General features: G+C 66.1%; 15 protein-coding genes. 12 read left to right on the top strand and 3 right to left on the bottom strand.

Annotation, left to right across the window (positions count from 1 at the left end):
• The first annotated feature begins 36 nt into the window (after positions 1–36).
• Complete coding sequence (locus tag Cte04_RS16775; protein ID WP_066480869.1) at positions 37–1,041, top strand: DUF2157 domain-containing protein; 1,005 nt, start codon at positions 37–39, stop codon at positions 1,039–1,041.
• The gene (locus Cte04_RS16770; RefSeq protein WP_083526710.1) at positions 1,038–2,675 is read left to right on the top strand and encodes a GDYXXLXY domain-containing protein; all 1,638 of its coding nucleotides are present in this window, start codon (positions 1,038–1,040) and stop codon (positions 2,673–2,675) included. Before Cte04_RS16775 ends, Cte04_RS16770 begins: the two co-directional genes overlap by 4 nt.
• A gap of 103 nt (positions 2,676–2,778) precedes the next feature.
• Here the strand turns inward: Cte04_RS16770 and Cte04_RS16765 are convergent, their stop codons facing one another.
• Positions 2,779–4,029: a mechanosensitive ion channel family protein gene (locus Cte04_RS16765; protein WP_066480867.1), complete on the bottom strand. Its 1,251-nt coding sequence runs from the start codon at positions 4,027–4,029 to the stop codon at positions 2,779–2,781.
• Between the two features lie 463 nt (positions 4,030–4,492).
• Here Cte04_RS16765 and leuS point away from each other — a divergent pair, with 463 nt between their 5' ends.
• The 3 genes from leuS to holA all read left to right on the top strand — a co-directional run bounded on the left by leuS (position 4,493) and on the right by holA (position 8,886).
• A complete protein-coding gene (gene leuS / locus Cte04_RS16760; protein WP_066480866.1) occupies positions 4,493–7,201 on the top strand; it encodes a leucine--tRNA ligase in 2,709 nt (902 codons plus the stop codon).
• 65 nt (positions 7,202–7,266) lie between these two features.
• Positions 7,267–7,779 (top strand): LPS-assembly lipoprotein LptE, encoded by a 513-nt coding sequence (locus Cte04_RS16755; RefSeq protein ID WP_066481026.1) that lies wholly within the window; start codon positions 7,267–7,269, stop codon positions 7,777–7,779.
• A gap of 57 nt (positions 7,780–7,836) precedes the next feature.
• Positions 7,837–8,886 carry a DNA polymerase III subunit delta gene (gene holA / locus Cte04_RS16750; RefSeq protein WP_066480865.1) on the top strand — a complete coding sequence of 350 codons (1,050 nt, stop codon included), beginning with the start codon at positions 7,837–7,839 and terminating at the stop codon, positions 8,884–8,886.
• 63 nt (positions 8,887–8,949) lie between these two features.
• Here holA and Cte04_RS16745 read toward each other — a convergent pair whose 3' ends face one another.
• Positions 8,950–9,144, bottom strand: coding sequence for a hypothetical protein (locus tag Cte04_RS16745; RefSeq protein WP_066481024.1), 195 nt, complete (start codon positions 9,142–9,144; stop codon positions 8,950–8,952).
• A gap of 158 nt (positions 9,145–9,302) precedes the next feature.
• Positions 9,303–9,602 carry a hypothetical protein gene (locus Cte04_RS16740; RefSeq protein ID WP_066480863.1) on the bottom strand — a complete coding sequence of 100 codons (300 nt, stop codon included), beginning with the start codon at positions 9,600–9,602 and terminating at the stop codon, positions 9,303–9,305.
• A 79-nt stretch (positions 9,603–9,681) separates the two neighbouring features.
• On the opposite strand from Cte04_RS16740, the gene Cte04_RS16735 reads away from it, so the two are divergent.
• The 7 genes from Cte04_RS16735 to gshB all read left to right on the top strand — a co-directional run bounded on the left by Cte04_RS16735 (position 9,682) and on the right by gshB (position 19,655).
• Positions 9,682–10,962: a glutamate-5-semialdehyde dehydrogenase gene (locus tag Cte04_RS16735; RefSeq protein ID WP_066480855.1), complete on the top strand. Its 1,281-nt coding sequence runs from the start codon at positions 9,682–9,684 to the stop codon at positions 10,960–10,962.
• A gap of 87 nt (positions 10,963–11,049) precedes the next feature.
• Positions 11,050–12,507 carry a Trk system potassium transporter TrkA gene (trkA, locus tag Cte04_RS16730; protein ID WP_066480852.1) on the top strand — a complete coding sequence of 486 codons (1,458 nt, stop codon included), beginning with the start codon at positions 11,050–11,052 and terminating at the stop codon, positions 12,505–12,507.
• A gap of 11 nt (positions 12,508–12,518) precedes the next feature.
• Positions 12,519–13,985, top strand: coding sequence for a TrkH family potassium uptake protein (locus Cte04_RS16725; protein ID WP_066480851.1), 1,467 nt, complete (start codon positions 12,519–12,521; stop codon positions 13,983–13,985).
• 79 nt (positions 13,986–14,064) lie between these two features.
• Complete coding sequence (gene gshA / locus Cte04_RS16720) at positions 14,065–15,360, top strand: glutamate--cysteine ligase (RefSeq protein ID WP_066480849.1); 1,296 nt, start codon at positions 14,065–14,067, stop codon at positions 15,358–15,360.
• A gap of 78 nt (positions 15,361–15,438) precedes the next feature.
• The gene (locus tag Cte04_RS16715; protein ID WP_066480847.1) at positions 15,439–17,307 is read left to right on the top strand and encodes a potassium transporter Kup; all 1,869 of its coding nucleotides are present in this window, start codon (positions 15,439–15,441) and stop codon (positions 17,305–17,307) included.
• A gap of 134 nt (positions 17,308–17,441) precedes the next feature.
• The gene (locus tag Cte04_RS16710) at positions 17,442–18,614 is read left to right on the top strand and encodes a benzoate/H(+) symporter BenE family transporter (protein ID WP_066480844.1); all 1,173 of its coding nucleotides are present in this window, start codon (positions 17,442–17,444) and stop codon (positions 18,612–18,614) included.
• Between the two features lie 93 nt (positions 18,615–18,707).
• The gene (gene gshB / locus Cte04_RS16705) at positions 18,708–19,655 is read left to right on the top strand and encodes a glutathione synthase (protein WP_066480835.1); all 948 of its coding nucleotides are present in this window, start codon (positions 18,708–18,710) and stop codon (positions 19,653–19,655) included.
• Positions 19,656–19,802 lie beyond the last annotated feature (147 nt).

The raw sequence follows: 19,802 nt of genomic DNA, 5'->3' as shown, positions 1-19,802 counted from the left end.
TCTTGCTCCTGAATACCTATCTCCAGGGAGTCTTGCATGGACCCAATCCTGTACCGGGCCGCCAGTGATGCCCGGCTTGATGCCAGCCAAAGGCAGCAGCTCTACCGCCTGGCCATGGCGCCGGCCGAACCCGCGCTGCTGGCACGGCGCTTGAACCAGGGCCTTTTGCTCGTCGCGGCCCTGCTCCTGGCCGGCGGGCTGATCTTCTGGATCGCGGCCAACTGGCAGGAGCAGACCCGCATGTTCAAGCTGGGCCTGATCGAGGCCGCGCTGGCACTGAGCGTGATGGCGGCCGCAGCCTTGCCGCGCGCCCGGGTGCCGGCCCTGCTGGCGGCCAATCTGGTGCTGGGTGGACTGCTGGCCTTCGTGGGCCAGACCTACCAGACCGGCGCCGATGCTTGGCAGCTGTTCGCCGCCTGGGCGGCGCTGTCGCTGGTCTGGACGGGCCTGGCGCGCAGCGACGTCCTGTGGACCCTGTGGATTGGCATCTGCGCCGCGGGGCTGCTCAGCTGGGAAGGCCGCCTGGGCGGCTGGTTCGACATGCTGCAGCTTCCGTCTTCGGCTCCGGCCCAGGGCTTGCGCATGGGCCTGTGGCTGGCGCTGGCCGTGGTGCCAGGCCTGGTGGCGAGCCTCGCCGGCCTGCGCCTGGCGCAGGGCCTGGGCCGCGGGTCGCACCGGCTGGCGCTGGGCCTGGCGCTGGCGGCCTGGTGCATTGACGGCACTACCGGCCTGTTTGATGCACCGTCAGGCGCGGGCCTGTTTGCCGTGGCCTGCGCGCTGGTGGCGGCCGTGTGGTTGCTGTCCCGCAATGCAGGGCGCTGGCAGGACTTTGCCAGTCTGTGCCTGGCCACCGTGGCGGCCAATGCGCTGCTAATGGCTGCGGCGCTGCGCGTGGCGACGGGTTCTGATCTGGTGGGGCTGCTGCTGATCGGCCTGATCGTGGGCGTGGGCGGCCTGGGCGGTTCGGTGGCCGGACTGCTGTCGGTGCAGCGCCGCATGGCGGCCGAGGCCATGGCGGCAAACAAGGAGCAGGTGGCATGAATTTCCGGAACTCCGCAGGGACCTCCGTGCCCGCATGGTGGGCCGCGGCCCGCCAGCAGGGGCTGGTGCAGGACGAGACCGTGGCCACGGGGCAGGAGCAGCCCTCGTTCTGGATCGTTGCCCTGGCCATGCTGGGTGCCGCACTGTGCACCATACCGCTGCTCGGGCTGGTGCTGGTGACCGGCATCGATTTCTGGTGGGAAAGCGGCGGTGCCTATGTATTGGGCCTGATCGGCATGGGTGTCGGCGGGCTGATGCTGCGCAAGGCGCAGCATGTGTTTGCCAGCTGCATGGGCCTGGTGCTCTGGAGCGGCGGCCAGGGTCTGCTGGCGCTGCAGCTGGCCTTGTCGCTGGACGGCAGCGAGCGGCAGCTGTTCACCGTGCTCAGCGGCTGCCTGGCGCTGGCGCAGGCAGCGGGTGCGGCACTGGCCGGGCCGCTGTGGGTGCGCCAGGTCATGGCGGTGTCGTTCGGTGCCTCGGCCTACGGCTTCGGCGTCGCACTGCTGGGCGGCAGCCTGCTGCTGGCGCCCTTGCAGCCGGCCGCCGTGCTACTAGCCCTGGCCTGGGGCTTCTGGATATGGCGGGAGCCGCAGCATCTGCGGCGCGGCATGGCGCCATGGGCCGCATGCGCCGATGCGGCCATCGTGGGCCTGCTGTGCACGGTGCTGAGCGAGTATGTGGCGCCTGCGTTCTGGCTGCAGGCCGGCGGGGACCGCCTGGAGCTGCTGCCGTTCGGCCCCGGCTGGAATGCGCTGGCCGTGCTGCTGACGCTGGCGGCCGGCGCGGTGCTGGCCAGGCGCTGGCAGCACAACGGTCTGCTGCTGCCCGGCGTGCGCGGGGCGCTGGTGCTGATCGTGCTGCTGTTGGCCGCAGCATCCTGGTACCAGCCTGCGCTGGCCGTACCGGCGGTGGTCGGCTTTGCCGCCGCTGCGGGCGCGCGTTGGCGCATTCTGGCCCTGTGCGGGCTGGGCATGCTGTGGCTGCTGGGCCGCTTCTATTACAGCCTGCAGTGGCCGCTGGCCCTCAAGGGCCTGGGACTGGCCGTGCTGGGCGCGGCGCTGTTGCTGGGCCTGCTCGCGCAGCGCTGGCTGAGGCGGGGTGCGGCAGCACGGACAGCCGGGACGGCCGCAAGCTCCGCGGCGGCTGCGCGCATGCCGCTGGCCTGGCTGGCGCTGGGCGCCGTGCTGGCCTTCGGCCTGGTGAACTGGGATGTGCGCGGCAAGGAGGCCGTGATGGCCAACGGTCAGCCGCTGCTGGTGCCGCTGGCGCCGGTCGATCCGCGCTCGCTGATGCAGGGCGACTACATGAGCCTGAACTTCGACATTCCGGCCGCGGTCCGCGACGCACTGGACGGCAGCGCGGCCGTGTCGGCGCAGGCGGTGGCGCGCCGGGATGCGCAGGGCCGCGCGCGTATCGAGCGCCTGGCCCGGCCGCAGGAAGTGCTGGCCGCCGACGAGCTGCTGCTGCCGCTCAGGCAGCTCAAGGGCCGCTGGACTCTGGTGACCGATGCCTTCTTCTTCGCGGAAGGCCGGGGCGAGCATTTCGCCCGGGCGCGCTTTGGCGACTTCCGCGTGCTGCCCGACGGCCGCGCCCTGCTGGTGGGGCTGGCGGACGAGGACGGCAAGCCGCTGTAGTGCAGGGCGTGCTTCTGATGGGATAGCTTCTTGCGCCTGCCATTCAATGGTTTCAAAGGGAAAAGTGCTTGAAACCTTTTGAATGCAGGCGCTGCCAGCTCACTTATCTGGTGGCCGGTGCGAGGCTCTCGTCGGCCGCCTTGCGCGCGCCGGGCACCGGATAGTGCATGCCGTAGTCCGAGGAGCGCTGGTACAGGCACAGGCCGAAGTGCGGCAGCATGGCGATCAGGTGGTCGAAGATCTCGCCCTGGACGGCCTCGTACTCCACCCAGACCGTGGTGTTCGTGTAGCAGTACAGCTCCAGCGGCACGCCCTGGGGCGAGGGCTCCAGCGTGCGCGCCAGCAGAAACATGCCGGGGCTTTTGTGCACGCGCGGATGGTCCAGCAGGTAGGCATAGGCGTAGGCCTTGAAGGCCGCGAGGTTGCTCACCTGGTCGGGCGCGATCAGGTGGCCGCTTTGCGCCGTGATGCAGCCGGGGCGGGCATCGTCCACGGCGCGCAGGCCGCTTTTTTCGTTCCAGTAATCCCGCAGCAGGGCAATGCCCGACAGGCGCGCGCGCTCCGCCGGCGTGAGCAGATGGATGCTGTGCGCATCCAGGTGCAGGCTGCGGCGGATGCGGCGCCCGCCCGACTCGAACATGCCGCGCCAGTTCTTGAAGCTGTCGCTCATCAGCCGCCAGGTCGGGATGGTGGTGATGGTCTTGTCCCAGTTCTGCACCTTGACGGTGTTGAGCGCGATGTCGATCACGAAGCCGTCGGCCCCCACCTGGGGCATCTCTATCCAGTCGCCCACGCGCAGCATGTCGTTGCTGCCCAGCTGCACGCCGGCGACAAAGGACAGGATGGTGTCCTTGAACACCAGCATCAGCACCGCCGAGGCCGCGCCCAGGCCCGACAGCAGCAGCAGCGGCGAGCGGTCCAGCAGCGTGGCCACGATGAGCACGGCGGCAAAGATGCACACAAGCAGCTTGCCCAGCTGCGTGTAGCTTTTGATGGAATGGGTCGGCGTGGCCTTGCGCGCCTCGTTGCGGTCGTGGGCCTCGTTCATGGCGTTGAGCAGGTCGCACAGCGCGCGCGCCAGGTGGTAGACCGTGAAGCAGGCCGCCACGTTGGCGATGAGCTGCGCCAGGCGCGGCTGCAGATGCGGCACGGCCGCTATGCCCAGCTGCACCAGCAGCGCGGGCACGGCCCTGGCCAGGCGGCGCAGCACCTTGTCGTGCATGAAGACCTGGGCCCAGTCCGCGGCAATGCCGTCGCGCAGGCGGCGGAACACGCGCAGCAGACCCCAGCGGGCCAGCCAGCCGGCCATCAGTGCGGCCAGCGCCAGCAGGCCCAGGGCGGCCGCGGTCTGCATGAAAGGGCTCCATTCGGATGTCAAAGACCATGGGGAAAGCAACAAGAGCTCCTTGAACAAGAAGGGAAACGGAAAGGCCGCGGCCGGCGCGGCGGCCGGTACGGCAAGGCAGGCGGCGGACCGGCCCCGGCGCAAGCGGCGTCGCAGGACGCGGGCGATGGCGGGGCGCTCGGGATCCGGGCGCATGGCGGCCGGCGTGCGCCCGTGGCTGAAGGGCGGCCTGCCGGCCGGAGATCGCAGCCAGGCTGCTGCAGGCCTGCAAGCATACGCATGCCGGCCTGCCCCAGTAGGAAAGCCGGTCTTGGCCAAAGTTCCCGGCCCGGCCCGCGGCCGGAAGGCGCAGCGCTTTCTGCGGGCATGGCAGCCCAAATCTCTGGGTTCGGGCAGGGCGCCTAAAATCCCTGCTGATTCCGGATTACCACCTTGTCGGAGCCCCCGAGGCCACCGGCGACTGCCAAGCACCATGCAAGAAAAGTACAACCACATCGAGGTCGAGCGCGCCGCGCAGGACCGCTGGACCGCCCAGGACGCCTACCGCGTCACCGAAGACAAGACCAAGCCCAAGTTCTACGCCTGCTCCATGCTGCCCTACCCCAGCGGCAAGCTGCACATGGGCCACGTGCGCAACTACACCATCAACGACATGCTCACGCGCCAGCTGCGCATGAAGGGCTACAACGTCCTCATGCCCATGGGCTGGGACGCCTTCGGCCTGCCGGCCGAGAATGCCGCGCTCAAGAACAAGGTGCCGCCGGCCAAGTGGACGTACGAGAACATCGCGTACATGAAGAAGCAGATGCAGGCCATGGGCCTGGCCATCGACTGGAGCCGCGAAGTCGCCACCTGCGATCCCGACTACTACAAGTGGAACCAGTGGCTGTTCCTCAAGATGCTGGAAAAGGGCATCGCCTACCGCAAGACCCAGGTCGTGAACTGGGACCCGGTGGACCAGACCGTGCTGGCCAACGAGCAGGTCATCGACGGCCGCGGCTGGCGCACCGGCGCGCTGGTGGAAAAGCGCGAGATCCCCGGCTACTACCTGAAGATCACCGACTACGCGCAGGAGCTGCTCGACCATGTGCAGCTCGGCGGCGAGAAGGCCACGCTGACCGGCTGGCCCGACAAGGTGCGCCTGATGCAGGAAAACTGGATCGGCAAGAGCGCGGGCGTGCGCTTCGCGTTCACGCACGGCATCCAGGGCGCCGACGGCAAGCTGATCCAGGACGGCAAGCTCTACGTCTTCACCACGCGCGCCGACACCATCATGGGCGTGACCTTCTGCGCCGTGGCGCCTGAGCACCCGCTGGCGCTGCATGCGGCCGCGACCAACGACAAGCTCGCCGCCTTCATCGAGGAATGCAAGAAGGGCGGCACCACCGAGGCCGAACTCGCACTCAAGGAAAAGGAAGGCCTGCCCACGGGCCTGTTCGTCACGCACCCGGTCACGGGCGCCCAGGTCGAGGTCTGGGTCGGCAACTACGTGCTGATGAGCTACGGCGACGGCGCCGTGATGGGCGTGCCCGCGCACGACGAGCGCGACTTCGCGTTTGCCAACAAGTACGGCCTGCCCATCCGGCAGGTCGTGGCCGTGGAAGGCCAGGACGCCTACGACGACAAGCAGTGGCATGACTGGTACGGCGACAAGGAACGCGGCGTGCTGATCAACTCCGGCGCGTTCGACGGCCTGAACCACAAGGATGCCGTGGCCGCCGTGGCGCAGCTGCTGGCCGACAAGGGCCTGGGCGAGCTCAAGACCACCTGGCGCCTGCGCGACTGGGGCATCAGCCGCCAGCGCTACTGGGGCACGCCCATCCCCATCATCCACTGCGAGGACTGCGGCCCGCAGCCCGTGCCCGAGAAGGACCTGCCCGTGGTGCTGCCGCAGGACCTGGTGCCCGACGGCTCGGGCAACCCGCTGGTCAAGAGCGAGGCCTTCCACGCCGGCGTGGTTTGCCCCTGCTGCGGCAAGAGCGCGCGCCGCGAGACCGACACCATGGACACCTTCGTGGACTCGTCCTGGTACTTCATGCGCTACTGCGACGCCAGGAACGGCGAGCAGATGGTGGCCGACGGCGCCGACTACTGGATGCCGATGGACCAGTACATCGGCGGCGTGGAGCACGCCATCCTGCACCTGCTGTACGCGCGCTTCTGGACCAAGGTCATGCGCGACCTGGGCCTGCTCAAGATCGACGAGCCCTTCACCAGGCTGCTCACCCAGGGCATGGTGCTCAACCACATCTACAGCCGCCGCACCTCCAAGGGCGCCAAGGAATATTTCTGGCCCAAGGATGTGGAGCATGTGTTCGACGAGACCGGCAAGATCGTGGGCGCCCGGCTCAGGAACGCCGTGGACAGCGCCGACGGCCTGCTGCCCGCGGGCACCGAGATCGACTACGAGGGCGTGGGCACCATGTCCAAGTCCAAGAACAACGGCATCGATCCGCAGGAGCTGATCGAGAAGTACGGCGCCGACACGGCCCGCCTGTACACCATGTTCACCGCGCCGCCCGAGCTGACGCTGGAGTGGAACGATGCCGCCGTGGAAGGCAGCTACCGCTTCCTGCGCCGCGTCTACAACTTCGGCCTCAAGCTGTCGCAGATGGACATGGCCCCGGCCGTGGCCAGCGTGGCCGGCGCCCGCTCGCTGGACGACGTGGAGTTCGGCAAGGCCGCCAAGGCGCTGCGCCTGGAAATCCACACCGTGCTCAAGCAGGTGGAATACGACTACCAGCGCATGCAGTACAACACCGTGGTCTCGGGCGCGATGAAGATGATCAACGCGCTGGAGGACTTCAAGGCCCTGGACGACGCCGGCGCCAAGGTGGCGCTGATCGAAGGCTTCGGCATCCTGCTGCGCGTGCTCTACCCCGCCACGCCCCACCTGGCCCACGTGCTGTGGAGCGAACTCGGCTATGCCAACCACCTGGGCGACCTGCTCGATGCGGCCTGGCCCCAGGTCGACCCCAAGGCGCTGGTGCAGGACGAGATCTCGCTGGTGCTGCAGGTCAACGGCAAGCTGCGCGGCGCCATCCTGGTGTCCGCCACGGCCGACAAGGCCGCCATCGAGGCCGCGGCCCTGGCCAACGAGGATTTCCTGAAGTTTGCCGAAGGCAAGACGCCCAAGAAGATCATCGTGGTGCCGGGCCGCCTGGTGAATGTGGTGATCTGATCGGGGCTCCGGCCCTGCCGCCGCCCGCAAGGCGCGGCAGGGCGCTTTGAATGCAAGGACAGTTCATGCAAAAACGTACGCTGCTGGCCGCCATGGCTTTGTCGCCTCTGCTGGGGGCCTGCGGCTTTCGCCTGCGCGGCGTGCCCAACTTCGTCTTCCGCTCCATCTACATCCAGGCGGGGCGGGGCTCGCCCGTGGGCACGCTGCTGCGCCGCAACCTCGAGTCGTCCAGCGACAAGCTCACGGTGCTGCGCGATCCGACGCCGCCGGACCAGGCCGAGGTGATCTGCCAGGTCATCAGCGAGCAGCAGCAGCGCGTGATCGTGGGCATGAACGTGGCCGGCCAGGTGCGTGAAATCGAACTGCGCCTGATCGTCAGCTTCTCGCTGCGTACGCCGGGCGGCGACGAGGTGATTCCGCCGACCGAGATCCGCCAGATCCGCAACGTGACCTACAACGAAACCAACGCCTTGTCCAAGGCGGCGGAAGAAGAAATGCTCAACAAGGACATGCGCAACGACATCGTGCAGCAGATGATCCGCCGCCTGTCCGCCGTAAAGAGTTTGCAGTCTTCCTGATTTGATAGCTGCTGACGCTTGGCTGGCAAGCGCTGCAGGCATTTTTGACATATATCCATGCAGCTTGCGCTGAACCAGCTTGCAGCCCATCTGGCCAAGGGCCTGCGTCCGCTCTACGTCCTGCACGGGGACGAGCCCCTGCAGCAGCAGGAGGCGGCCGATGCCATCCGCGCCGCGGCGCGGGCGGCCGGCTATACCGAGCGCAGCAGCTACACCGTGGCCGGCGCGCACTTCGACTGGAGCGCGGTGCTGGCCGCAGGCGGCTCGCTGTCCCTGTTCGCCGACCGGCAGATCCTGGAGATCCGCATTCCCTCCGGCAAGCCCGGCAAGGACGGCAGCGCGGCGCTGCAGCAGCTGGCCGAAAGCGCCCAGGGCAACGACAGCACGCTCACGCTGGTGAGCCTGCCGCGCCTGGACAAGGCCACCAGGAGCAGCGCCTGGTTTGCCGCGCTCGATGCCGGCGGCGTCTCGCTGCAGATCGACCCGGTCGAGCGTGGCGCGCTGCCCGGCTGGATCGCCCAGCGCCTGGCCGCCCAGGGCCAGCGCGTGGCCGCGGGCGAGGAAGGCCAGCGCACGCTGCAGTTCTTTGCCGACCGCGTGGAGGGCAATCTGCTGGCCGCCCACCAGGAAATCCAGAAGCTGGCGCTGCTGTACCCGCAGGGCGAGCTGGGTTTCGAACAGGTCGAGCAGGCCGTGCTCAACGTGGCGCGCTACGACGTGTTCAAGCTCTCCGAGGCCGTGCTCTCGGGCCAGCTGGCGCGCACCATGCGCATGCTCGACGGCCTGCAGGCCGAAGGCGAGGCCGAGGTGCTGGTGCACTGGGCGCTGGCCGAGGACATCCGCAACATCAAGCGCATCAAGGACGCCATGGCCGCGGGCAAGCCCCTGCCCATGGCGCTGCGCGAAAACCGCATCTGGGGTCCCAAGGAACGCCTGCTCGAGCGCCTGCTGCCGCGCGTGAGCGACGCCACGGCCGCGCAGCTGCTGCAGGCGGCCCACACGGTGGACGGCATCGTCAAGGGCCTGCCCGCCGATGGCTGGCCCCGCGACGGCTGGCAGGCCTTGCGCCAGCTGGCCATGCTGCTGGCCCAGGCGGGCAGGGCCTGAGCGCGGCGCAAAAGCGAAAAAGGATGCGGCGCGCATCCTTTTTCGTGGAAAAGAGAAGGGAGCTCACTGCGGCGCGCCGTCGGCCGGTGGCTGCTGCTCCTGCTGCAGGTGTTCGTCGATCTTTTCCTCGATGACTTTCTCGCCTTCAAAGCCGGCAAGGGCCGCCATGCCTTTCTTGAGCAGGCCCGCCTCGGGGTCGACCTTGTCCAGGGCCTCTTCGGCAACCACAGCACCGATGATCTGATTGAGCAGTCCCATGGCAATCTCCAAGCAAATAAAGAGGCTTCCAAGGTAGCGGTGCGCGCGGGGCGCTGCCAGCAGTGTTGCGGCTTTTTACACGCGGACAAATTGCTTCATGCCCGTGGCATTTGTTTGCAATCCTGACGCGGCCCAAGACCCTGCTGCGGCCGCGATTTTCAGCTTTTATCAAGCTGGGCCTGCGCCTTGTCGGCCCACAGCAGCAGGTTGTCCGTCAGGTCCTTCTGGCTGAAGGAGCAGCTTTCCTCGGTGAACAGCGCGCTGGATTCCAGCCGATCCAGCAGGTTGAGCAGCACTTCGCCATAGCGCGCAGGCAAGGCCTGCAGCAGCGCAGTGGCGGCGCGGGCCTGCTGGCCCAGGGCGGCCGGCGCCAGTTGCTGGCGGGCCAGCTGTTCGAAGCCCGAGCGCAGCTGCTGCAGCTGCCGGGCGGCCAGCGAGGGGGAGGCGGTGAGGGTCATCGCGGTTCTTTCTCCGTATCGCCCGCAGTGTAGAGGGCTTGTTGGCCCACGGGCAGGCCAGATAGGGGAAAATCGGCGTATGAACGCGCTCAATACCGTCGAATACATGCACAACCTCGGCTTGCAGGCAAAAATGGCCTCTGCGCTGATGGCCAGTGCGTCTGCAGCTACCAAAAACAAAGCACTGAAGGCGCTGGCCCGCCTGCTGCGCGAAAACGTGGAACCGCTGCAGGCCGACAACGCCAGGGATCTGGAGCGTGCCGTAGCCAACGGCCTGTCGGCGCCCATGGTGGACCGCCTGCGCCTGACGCCCAAGGTGCTGGAGACCTGTGCCCAGGGCTGCGAGCAGCTGGCGGCGATGGCCGACGTGATCGGCGAGATCATCGGCATGAAGCAGATGCCCAGCGGTATCCGCGTGGGCCAGATGCGCGTGCCCATCGGCGTGTTCGGCATGATCTACGAAAGCCGTCCCAATGTGACCATCGAGGCGGCCAGCCTGTCGATCAAGAGCGGCAATGCCTGCATCCTGCGCGGCGGCTCCGAGGCCATCGACTCCAACAAGGCGCTGGCACGCCTGGTGGCCCGGGCGCTGGCCGAGGCCGGCCTGCCCGAGCACGGCGTGCAGCTGGTGCAGACCACCGACCGCGAGGCCGTGGGCCAGCTGATCGCCATGCCCGACTATGTGGACGTGATCATTCCGCGCGGCGGCAAGGGTCTGATCGAGCGCATCAGCCGCGAGGCCAAGGTGCCGGTGATCAAGCACCTGGATGGCAACTGCCACACCTATGTGGACGACCCCTGCGACATCGCCATGGCCGTGAAGGTGGCCGACAACGCCAAGACGCAGAAGTACAGCCCCTGCAATGCCAGCGAGGGCCTGCTGGTGGCGCGCGGCGTGGCGGCCGGGTTCCTGCCGCTGATCGGTGCCGTCTATGCGGCCAAGGGCGTGGAGATGCGCTGCGACCCGGAAGCCCTGGCCATGCTGCAGGGCGTGCAGGGCGCCAAGCTGGTGGCCGCGACCGAGCAGGACTGGAGCGAGGAATACCTTGCGCCCATCATCAGCATCAAGCTGGTGGAGGGCGTGGAGGAGGCCATTGCCCACATCAACAAGTATTCGAGCCACCATACCGACGCCATTCTGACGACGAACCACATGCACGCCCAGAAATTCCTGCGCGAAGTGGATTCGGCCAGCGTCATGGTCAATGCCAGCACGCGCTTTGCCGACGGCTTCGAATACGGGCTGGGCGCCGAGATCGGCATCAGCACCGACAAGTTCCATGCGCGCGGCCCCGTGGGCATCGAGGGGCTGACCTCGCTCAAGTACGTGGTCCTGGGCGACGGCGAAGTCCGCGCCTGACGCCATGCCGCCGGCCCCTGGAGAGCACGTTTCAGGGGCCGGCGGCTTTTAGAATCCTCCAGCCGCTTCGGTTCCGCATACAACACCATGAAAATCATCATTCTGGGTGCCGGGCGTGTAGGCCACAGCGTGGCCGAGAGCCTGGTGTCCGAGCAGAACAGCATCACCGTCATCGACACCGACGCGCGCGCGCTGCGCGAGCTGGAATCCCGCTTCGATCTGCGCGGCGTGGTCGGCAACGGCATCGATCCGCAGGTGCTGGCCGAGGCCGGTGCCCGGGACACGGACCTGCTGATCGCCTGCGCCTCCATGGACGAGACCAATCTGGTCTGCTGCAAGCTGGCCCAGGCCATGTTCGACATCCCCACGCGGATTGCGCGCGTGCGCTCCTCGGGCTTTGCCGCCAACGAATCGGTGCTGGGCAAGGATGGTTTCGGCGTGGACCGCATCATCTGCCCCGAAGAGTCCATCACCAACTACATCCGCAAGCTGATCGAATATCCCGAGGCCATGCAGGTGCGCTCGTTCGCGGGCGCGCGCGCGGCGCTGGCCTCGGTGCGCGCGCGTGCCGGGGCGCCGGCCGTGGGCCTGCAGATCGCCGAGATCCGCGAGCGCATGCCCGAGCTGGTGATGCGCATCGTGGCCATCTACCGCCGCTTTCTCGATGAACCCGACCGCTTTGTGCGCTGCGACGGGGCCACGCGCATCGAGCCGGGCGACGAGGTCTTCATCCTGGCGGCGACCGAGCATGTGTCCGAGGCCCTGCGCGCCATCAACCGCCCCGAGGGCCGGCCCTCGCGTCCGGTGTTCCGCATCATGATCGCGGGCGGGGGCCAGGTCAGCCTGCGCCTGGCCAGGAAGCTGGCCCAGACGCCGGGGCGCTTTCACATCAAGATCATCGAGCACAGCGAGCAGCAATGCCTGAACCTGTCGGCGGCGCTGCCGGCCGAGGTGCTGGTGCTGGAAGGCGATGTCACCGACGAGGATGTGCTGGCGGAGGAGGGCATCGAGGAAGTCGACCTGTTCCTGGCGCTCACCGATGACGACGAGGACAACATCATGTCCAGCCTGCTGGCCAAGCGCATGGGGGCGCGCCGCGTGCTGGCGCTGATCAACCGCCGCGCCTATGCCGACCTGATGCACGGCACGCAGATCGACATCGCGCTGTCGCCGGCCCAGGCCATGCTGGGCGAATTCCTGGCCTATGTGCGCCGCGGCGACGTGCAGGCCGTGCACAGCCTGCGCCGTGGCGTGGCCGAGGCGCTGGAGATCGTGGCGCGCGGGGACAAGAAGAGTTCGCGCGTGGTCGGCCGCAGGGTCGAGGAGCTGCGCCTGCCCGAGGAAGTGCATATCGGCCTCATCGTGCGCGGCATTCCCGAGGGCCAGTCCGCCGACGACACGGGTGGCGAAGTGGAAACCGAGGTCATCATCCCGCGCAGCAACACGGTGATCGAGAGCGGGGACCATGTGGTCTTCTTCCTGCCCAACAAGCGCCTGGTGCGCAACGTGGAAAACCTGTTCCGCGTCAGCGCCACTTTTTTCTGAAGCCACAGGCCATGCGAGACCTGCTTCCCGTACTGCGCGTGCTCGGCATGCTGATGGTCATGTTTGCCGGCGCCATGCTGCTGCCGTTCGGCGTGTCCTGGTTCACGCAGGACGGTGTCTGGCGCATCTATCCGTGGTCCATCGGCATCACGGCCTGCGCGGGCCTGCTGCTGTGGGGCGCGCTGTACCGCCACAAGCGCGACCTGCAGGCCCGCCATGGCGTGATCCTCGTGACCCTGGTGTGGGTGGTGCTGCCGCTGTGCGCCGTGCTGCCGCTGATGCTGGGCCTGAAGCGCGTGGGCCTGCACATCAGCTTCACGCATGCCTATTTCGAGGCGGTGTCGGGCCTGACCACGGCGGGTGCCACGGTGCTCAGCGGCGTGGACAAGCTGCCGGTGTCCATCAATGTCTGGCGCACCTTTTTGCAGTGGATGGGCGGCATGGGCATTCTGATCCTGGCCGTGGCCGTGCTGCCGCTGCTGGGCGTGGGTGGCGCGCAGCTGTTCCGTGCGGAGGCGGCGGGACCCGTGAAGGATACCAAGCTCACGCCGCGCATCACCGAGACGGCCAAGGGGCTGTGGGGCGTGTATGCGCTGTTTTCCATCGCCTGCGCGCTGGCCTTCTGGGCGGGCGGCATGACGCCGCTGGATGCACTCATGCACATGTTCGCCACGGTGAGCCTGGGCGGACTGTCCTCCCACGATGCGAGCTTTGCCTATTTCAATTCGCCGCTGCTGGAGTCCATTGCGCTGATCTTCATGCTGCTGGCGAGCTGCAATTTCGCGCTGTACTTCGTGGCCCTGCGCAAGGGGCATCTGGACAGTTTTCTGCAGGACCCGGAAATGCGGGCCACGATTTCGGTGCTCGTGGGCGCCGGCCTGCTGGCCGCGCTGTTGCTGTGGGGCAAGGGTGTCTATGGTCCGCTGGACGCCTTGCGCTACGGCATGTTCCACACGGTCTCGGTCGCCACGACGACGGGCTTTTCGACCACCGACTATCTGGCGTGGCCGGTCTTCATCCCGGTGCTGCTGCTGTTGCTGTCGGGGGTTGCCACCAGTGCCGGCTCCACGGGCGGCGGCATCAAAATGGTGCGCATGCTGATTCTGGTCAAACAAGCGCGGCGCGAGATGACGCGCCTGGTCCACCCGCGCGCCATGCAGCCCGTGCGCCTGGGCAACGCCGTGGTCGAGAACCGCATGATCTTTTCGGTGCTGGCCTATATGCTGGTCTACGGCGCCACGGTGATTGTGCTGAGCATGGTCATGCTGCTGACCGACCTGGATCCCGTGACGGCTTTTTCCGCCGTGCTGGCCAGCGTGCACTGCCTGGGCCCGGGGCTCGGGGCCATCGGGCCTGCATCGAATTACACGGTGTTGACCGATTTTCAGACTTGGGTGTGTACTTTGGGCATGCTGCTGGGCCGTCTTGAAATCCTGAGCTTCATGGCCTTGCTGTCACCCGCTTTCTGGCGTCGCTAGTCCTTGCATCTAGGGAAAACGCTTAATTTGTGCGGCGGTCTCTACAATTGCAACCCACCATCGGTTCATAAGGGTCTTTATGGTTCCACATCTCGTCACGGCTTTGACCGGCCCCATCAACGAACTCGAGCAGCGCATCCTGGACTCCATGCCTGCGATCGAGCGTTGGTTCCGCCTGGAGTGGATGGAGCACACGCCGCCTTTCTACTGCTCGGTGGACATTCGCAATGCGGGCTTCAAGCTGGCACCGGTGGATACCAACCTTTTTCCGGGCGGTTGGAACAACCTGACCGATGAAATGCTGCCGCTGGCCGTGCAGGCTGCGATGGCTGCTATCGAAAAGATATGTCCGGAAGCGCGCAATCTGCTCATCATCCCCGAGAACCACACGCGCAACACCCACTACCTGGCCAGCGTGCTGCAGCTCAAGCGCATCTTCAACATGGCCGGGCTCAATGTGCGCATCGGCTCCATCAGCCCGGAGATCAAGAAGACGCTGTCGATCACGCTGCCCCATGGCGACGAGATCAAGCTGGAGCCCGTGATCCGCACCAAGCGCCGTCTGGGGCTCAAGGACTTCGACCCCTGCACCATCCTGCTCAACAACGACCTGTCCACCGGCACGCCCGGCATCATCGAGGAGCTGTACGAGCAATACCTGCTGCCGCCGCTGCATGCAGGCTGGAACGTGCGCCGCAAGAGCCGCCACTTCCAGAGCTATGAGGAAGTGGGCAAGCGCTTCGGCAAGCTGCTGGGTATCGATCCCTGGCTGATCAATCCGCTGTTCGGCCATGTGGAAAACATCGACTTCGCCGACGGTGTGGGCATGGACCGGCTGGCCGAGCAGGTGGACACCATCCTGTCCAAGGTGCGCCGCAAGTACAAGGAATACGGCATCAAGGAAAAGCCGTTCGCCGTGGTCAAGGCCGACAACGGCACCTATGGCATGGGCGTGATGATGGTGCGCGATGCCAAGGAACTGGCAGACCTGCCCCGCAAGAGCCGCAACAAGATGGGCGTGATCAAGGATGGCCAGACCGTGCACGACGTCATCGTGCAGGAGGGCGTGCTGACCTATGAGCGCATGAACAATGCGGTGGCCGAGCCCGTGGTCTACATGATGGACCGCTATGTGGTCGGGGGCTTTTACCGCATGCACCCCGAGCGCGACGTGGACGAGAACCTCAACACGCCCGGCGCCGGCTATGTGCCGCTGGCTTTCCCGAACAGCAACCAGCTGCCGCAGGTGGGCGCACGCCCGGGCGCCAGCGCTCCCAACCGCTTCTACATGTATGGCGTGATTGCGCGCCTGGCCATGCTGGCCGCCAGCTACGAGCTGGAAGCGACGAATCCTGACGCGGAAATCTACGACTGAAGCAGCGGGCCGCCCGGACCGAGCACAATGCCGAAACCTTGAGACCCGGTGACTGCCTTACGAGTCGCTTCCTGAGCCGTGCAAACTTCCAAATCCTCTTTGTCCGCCCTCACGCTGGGCGCTATCGGTGTCGTCTATGGAGACATTGGCACCAGTGTTCTGTACTCGGTCAAGGAGGTCTTCGGATCGGGCTATGTGCCTTTCACGCCGGCCAACGTCTACGGCGTGCTGTCCGTGCTGTTCTGGACGCTCACGGTCATCGTCTCGCTCAAGTACGTGGTCCTGGTGCTGCGCGCGGACAACAATGGCGAGGGCGGCCTGGTGGCCATGCTGGCCCTGGCCTCGCAGACCGTGAAGGACAAGCCACGCCTGTCCAGCACGCTGTTCCTGGTCGGCATGTTCGGCACTTCGCTGTTCTACGGCGACGGCGTGATCACGCCGGCCATCTCCGTGCTGTCGGCCGTGGAAGGCCTGGAGGTGATCTCCCCGCATTTCACGCGCGCCGTGATTCCGCTGACCCTGGTGATCCTGTTTCTGCTGTTCTTCGTGCAGAAAAGAGGCACCGCCGGCATCGGCAAGTTCTTCGGCCCGATCACGCTGACCTGGTTCTTCTGCATCGCCCTGCTGGGCATTCACCAGATCCTCGGCCATCCGGAAATCCTGGCCGCCCTCAGCCCGCACCATGCGGTCGGCTTCATCTGGAACAATCCCGGCACCTCGTTCATCATCCTGGGCTCGGTCGTGCTGTGCGTGACGGGCGCCGAGGCCCTGTATGCCGACCTGGGCCATTTCGGCAAGAAGCCCATCCGCCTGGCCTGGTTCAGCATTGCCATGCCGGCGCTGACGCTCAACTACTTCGGTCAGGGAGCGCTGTTGCTGGCCAATCCGGAGGCGGTCAAGAACCCGTTTTACATGATGGCGCCGAGCTGGGCCTTGCTGCCCATGGTGATCATGGCCACCATGGCCACGGTGATCGCCTCGCAGGCGCTGATCACCGGCGCCTTCAGCGTGACGCGCCAAGTGATCCAGCTCGGCTACCTGCCGCGCTTCGAGGTGCGCCACACCAGCGTGAAGGAAACCGGCCAGATCTATATGCCGCTGGTGAACTGGGGGCTGTTCGTGGCGATCGCGCTGGCGGTGCTGCTGTTCCGAAACAGCGGCAATCTGGCGGCGGCCTACGGCATCGCCGTGACGCTGGACATGCTGATCACCACCACGCTGACCTTCTTCGTGGTCCGTTACCGCTGGAACTATCCTCTGGCGGTCTGCATCCTGGCCACGGGCTTTTTCTTCATCGTGGATCTGGCCTTCTTCTCGTCGAATCTGCTCAAGCTGTTCGAGGGTGGCTGGTTCCCGCTGCTGATCGGCGGCACGGTCTTCACGCTGATGATGACCTGGCGCAAGGGGCGCGACCTGCTGCAGGAAAGACTGCATGCCGATGCGCTCAATCTGCGTGAATTCCTCGAATCGGCCTGGCGCCATCCGCCCACGCGAGTGCCGGGCACGGCCGTGTTCCTGTCGGGCGAGCCCGGTACCGTGCCCCATGCGCTGCTGCACAACCTCAAGCACAACAAGGTGCTGCACGAGCGCAACATCTTCGTGACGGTGCGCAACCACGAAGTCCCCTGGGTGGGGCTGGACAAGCGCGTGCAGGCCGAATCGCTGGGCGGCGACTGCTGGGAGGTGCTGATCCATTACGGCTTCAAGAACGAGCCCGACGTGCCGGCCGCGCTGGCCCAGCTGCGCACACAGGGCTGCATGTTCGAATCCATGGAAACCAGCTACTTCCTCTCGCGCGATGTCATCATTCCGCGCATGAGCCATCGCATGGCGCCCTGGCGCGAGAAGCTGTTCGCCCAGATGCACCGCAACGCCAGCCGGGTGTCCGATTTCTTGCACCTGCCCAGCAACTCCGTGGTCGAACTGGGCTCCAAGATCGAGCTGTAGCTTGGGTCAAAAAGGCCTGTATCGCTTATCCAGAAAGCGCTGATAGCTATCAATGTGGAAGTGATGGTCGCCTTCGCGATTCGCATGCACCGTCCATGCGGTGTTTTTCGCAGGCCTGATGCCAGAATGCGCAGATGCGCTTTTTCAGAGACTTGAGTCCCGCCGCCTTTGCGGCCGGTTTCGTGGCCGTGCTGGTGGGCTTCACCAGCTCCGTGGCCCTGGTGTTCCAGGCAGCCCAGGCCTTCCAGGCCACGCCGGCCCAGATCACCTCCTGGATCTGGGCCCTGGGCCTGGGCATGGGGCTGTGCTCCCTTGTACCCTCGTTGCTGTTGCGCATGCCTGTCATGGTGGCCTGGTCCACGCCGGGTGCCGCGGTGCTGGCCACGGCCGGGCTGGCCGGCGGATTTTCCATGGGGGAAGCCGTGGGTGCTTTCATCGCCAGCGCGGTGCTCATCATTGTGGCGGGCGCCACGGGCTGGTTCGAGCGCATCATGAACCGCATCCCCATGGAGATCGCCTCGGCCCTGCTGGCCGGCGTGCTGGCCAAGTTCGGCATGCAGGCCTTCTCGGCGGCCGAGAGCAATCTGCCTCTGGTGCTGGTCATGCTGGTTGCCTATCTGCTGTCCCGGCGTCTGGCTCCGCGTTACGCTGTGATCGTGACCCTGATGGCCGGCATTGCCTGGGCGGCGCTGCGCGGGCAGATGCAGTGGTCCGCCGTGCATGCGGGCTTGGCCATGCCGGTGTTCACCATGCCGCAGTTCTCTGTTCAGGCCCTGGTGAGCCTGGCCCTGCCGCTGTTCGTCGTCACCATGGCCTCGCAAAACCTGCCGGGCGTGGCCGTGATCCGCGCCACGGGCTATGACATTCCCGTCTCCCGCATCATCAGCATGACGGGCGCGGCCACCCTGGTGCTGGCACCGTTCGGCGGCTATGCCTTGAATCTGAGCGCCATCACCGCGGCCATCTGCATGGGTCCCGAAGCGCATGAAGACAAATCCAGGCGCTATACGGCGGCGGCCGTCTGCGGCCTGTTCTACATCGTGCTGGGCATCTTCGGCGCCGTGGTCACGGGGCTGCTGACTGCCTTTCCCAAGGAGCTGGTGGCTTGCATCGCGGGGCTGGCCCTGCTCGGCTCCATCGGCGGCGGCCTGGCTGCAGCGCTCAGGGAGGAGCAACACCGCGAGGCTGCGCTCATCACATTTCTCGTGACTCTGAGCGGCGTGGTGATTGCCGGCATAGGATCGGCTTTCTGGGGCGTGGTGGCGGGCAGCGTGGCGCTGTGCATCCAGCACTTTCGCCGCCGCTAGAAGGGGGAAGGCGGAAACTTCACGGAAAATCTGTGATGTCTTCTCAGGCCGTGCATGATGTCCGGCGAGATCTGTCCTATCTGAACCACCACCATGCAAATACTGTTTGTTGCCGATCCACTGGAGTCCTTCGTGATCTACAAGGACTCCACCTTTGCCATGATGCGCGAGGCACAGCGCCGAGGCCACCAGATCGTGGCTTGCGAGCCTGGCAGCATGTCATGGGAAAGCGGAGGCAAGGTCACGGCCCGGGTGCGCTTCATCACGCTGACGGGCGACAAAAAGCAATGGTTTGACGAAACCGAAGCCCGCAGCATGGCGCTGGCGGAATTCGATGCCGTCGTGATGCGCAAGGATCCGCCCTTCGATTCCGAGTATTTCTACGCCACCCACCTGCTGAGCCAGGCCGAGCGTGAGGGCGCCAAGGTTTTCAACAAGCCCCAGGCACTGCGCGAACACCCTGAAAAGCTCGCCATCATGGAGTTCGCGCACTTCATCTCGCCAACGCTGGTGACGCGCACGGCCCAGGATATCCGGGCCTTCCATGCCCAGCACCAGGACATCATTCTCAAACCCCTGGATGGCATGGGCGGCATGGGCATCTTCCGCGTGGGTCCCGACGGGCGCAACCTCGGCAGCATCATCGAGACCCTGAACCGGGGCGGAGCCACCAGCGTCATGGTGCAGAAGTTCCTGCCCGACATCGTCCAGGGCGACAAGCGTGTGCTCATCATCGGCGGCAAGCCGGTGCCTTATTGCCTGGCCCGCATTCCGCAAGGCAATGAAGTGCGCGGCAATCTGGCCGCCGGCGGCAAGGGCGTGGCCCAGCCCCTGAGCAACGAGGACAAGGCGATTGCGGAAACCATCGGTGCCAAGCTGGTGCAGCGCGGCCTGCTGCTGATCGGCCTGGATGTGATCGGACACAACGTCACTGAGATCAACGTGACCAGTCCGACTTGCTTCCAGGAAATCCACGACCAGACCGGCTGTGACGTGGCTGCCCTGTTTGTCGATGCGCTGGAACTGGCGGCCCGGGCCTGAAGCCTTCGCTATCGCAAGATGAAGACAAGAGGGAGCAGGCTTGCCTGCTCCCTCTTGTCTTTTGGCGGTTGGATTGGACTGCCCTCAAAAAAACCGGATGTGAGTTGCGCCAGGTCGAAAATTCTGTGTACAATGCAAGGCTTCATT

Source organism: Comamonas terrae, assembly GCF_001544075.1.
Classification (GTDB): Bacteria; Pseudomonadota; Gammaproteobacteria; order Burkholderiales; family Burkholderiaceae_C; genus Comamonas; species Comamonas terrae.
Note: the sequence above shows the minus strand (reverse complement) of the source record. Positions and strands in the feature narration are given on the sequence as shown.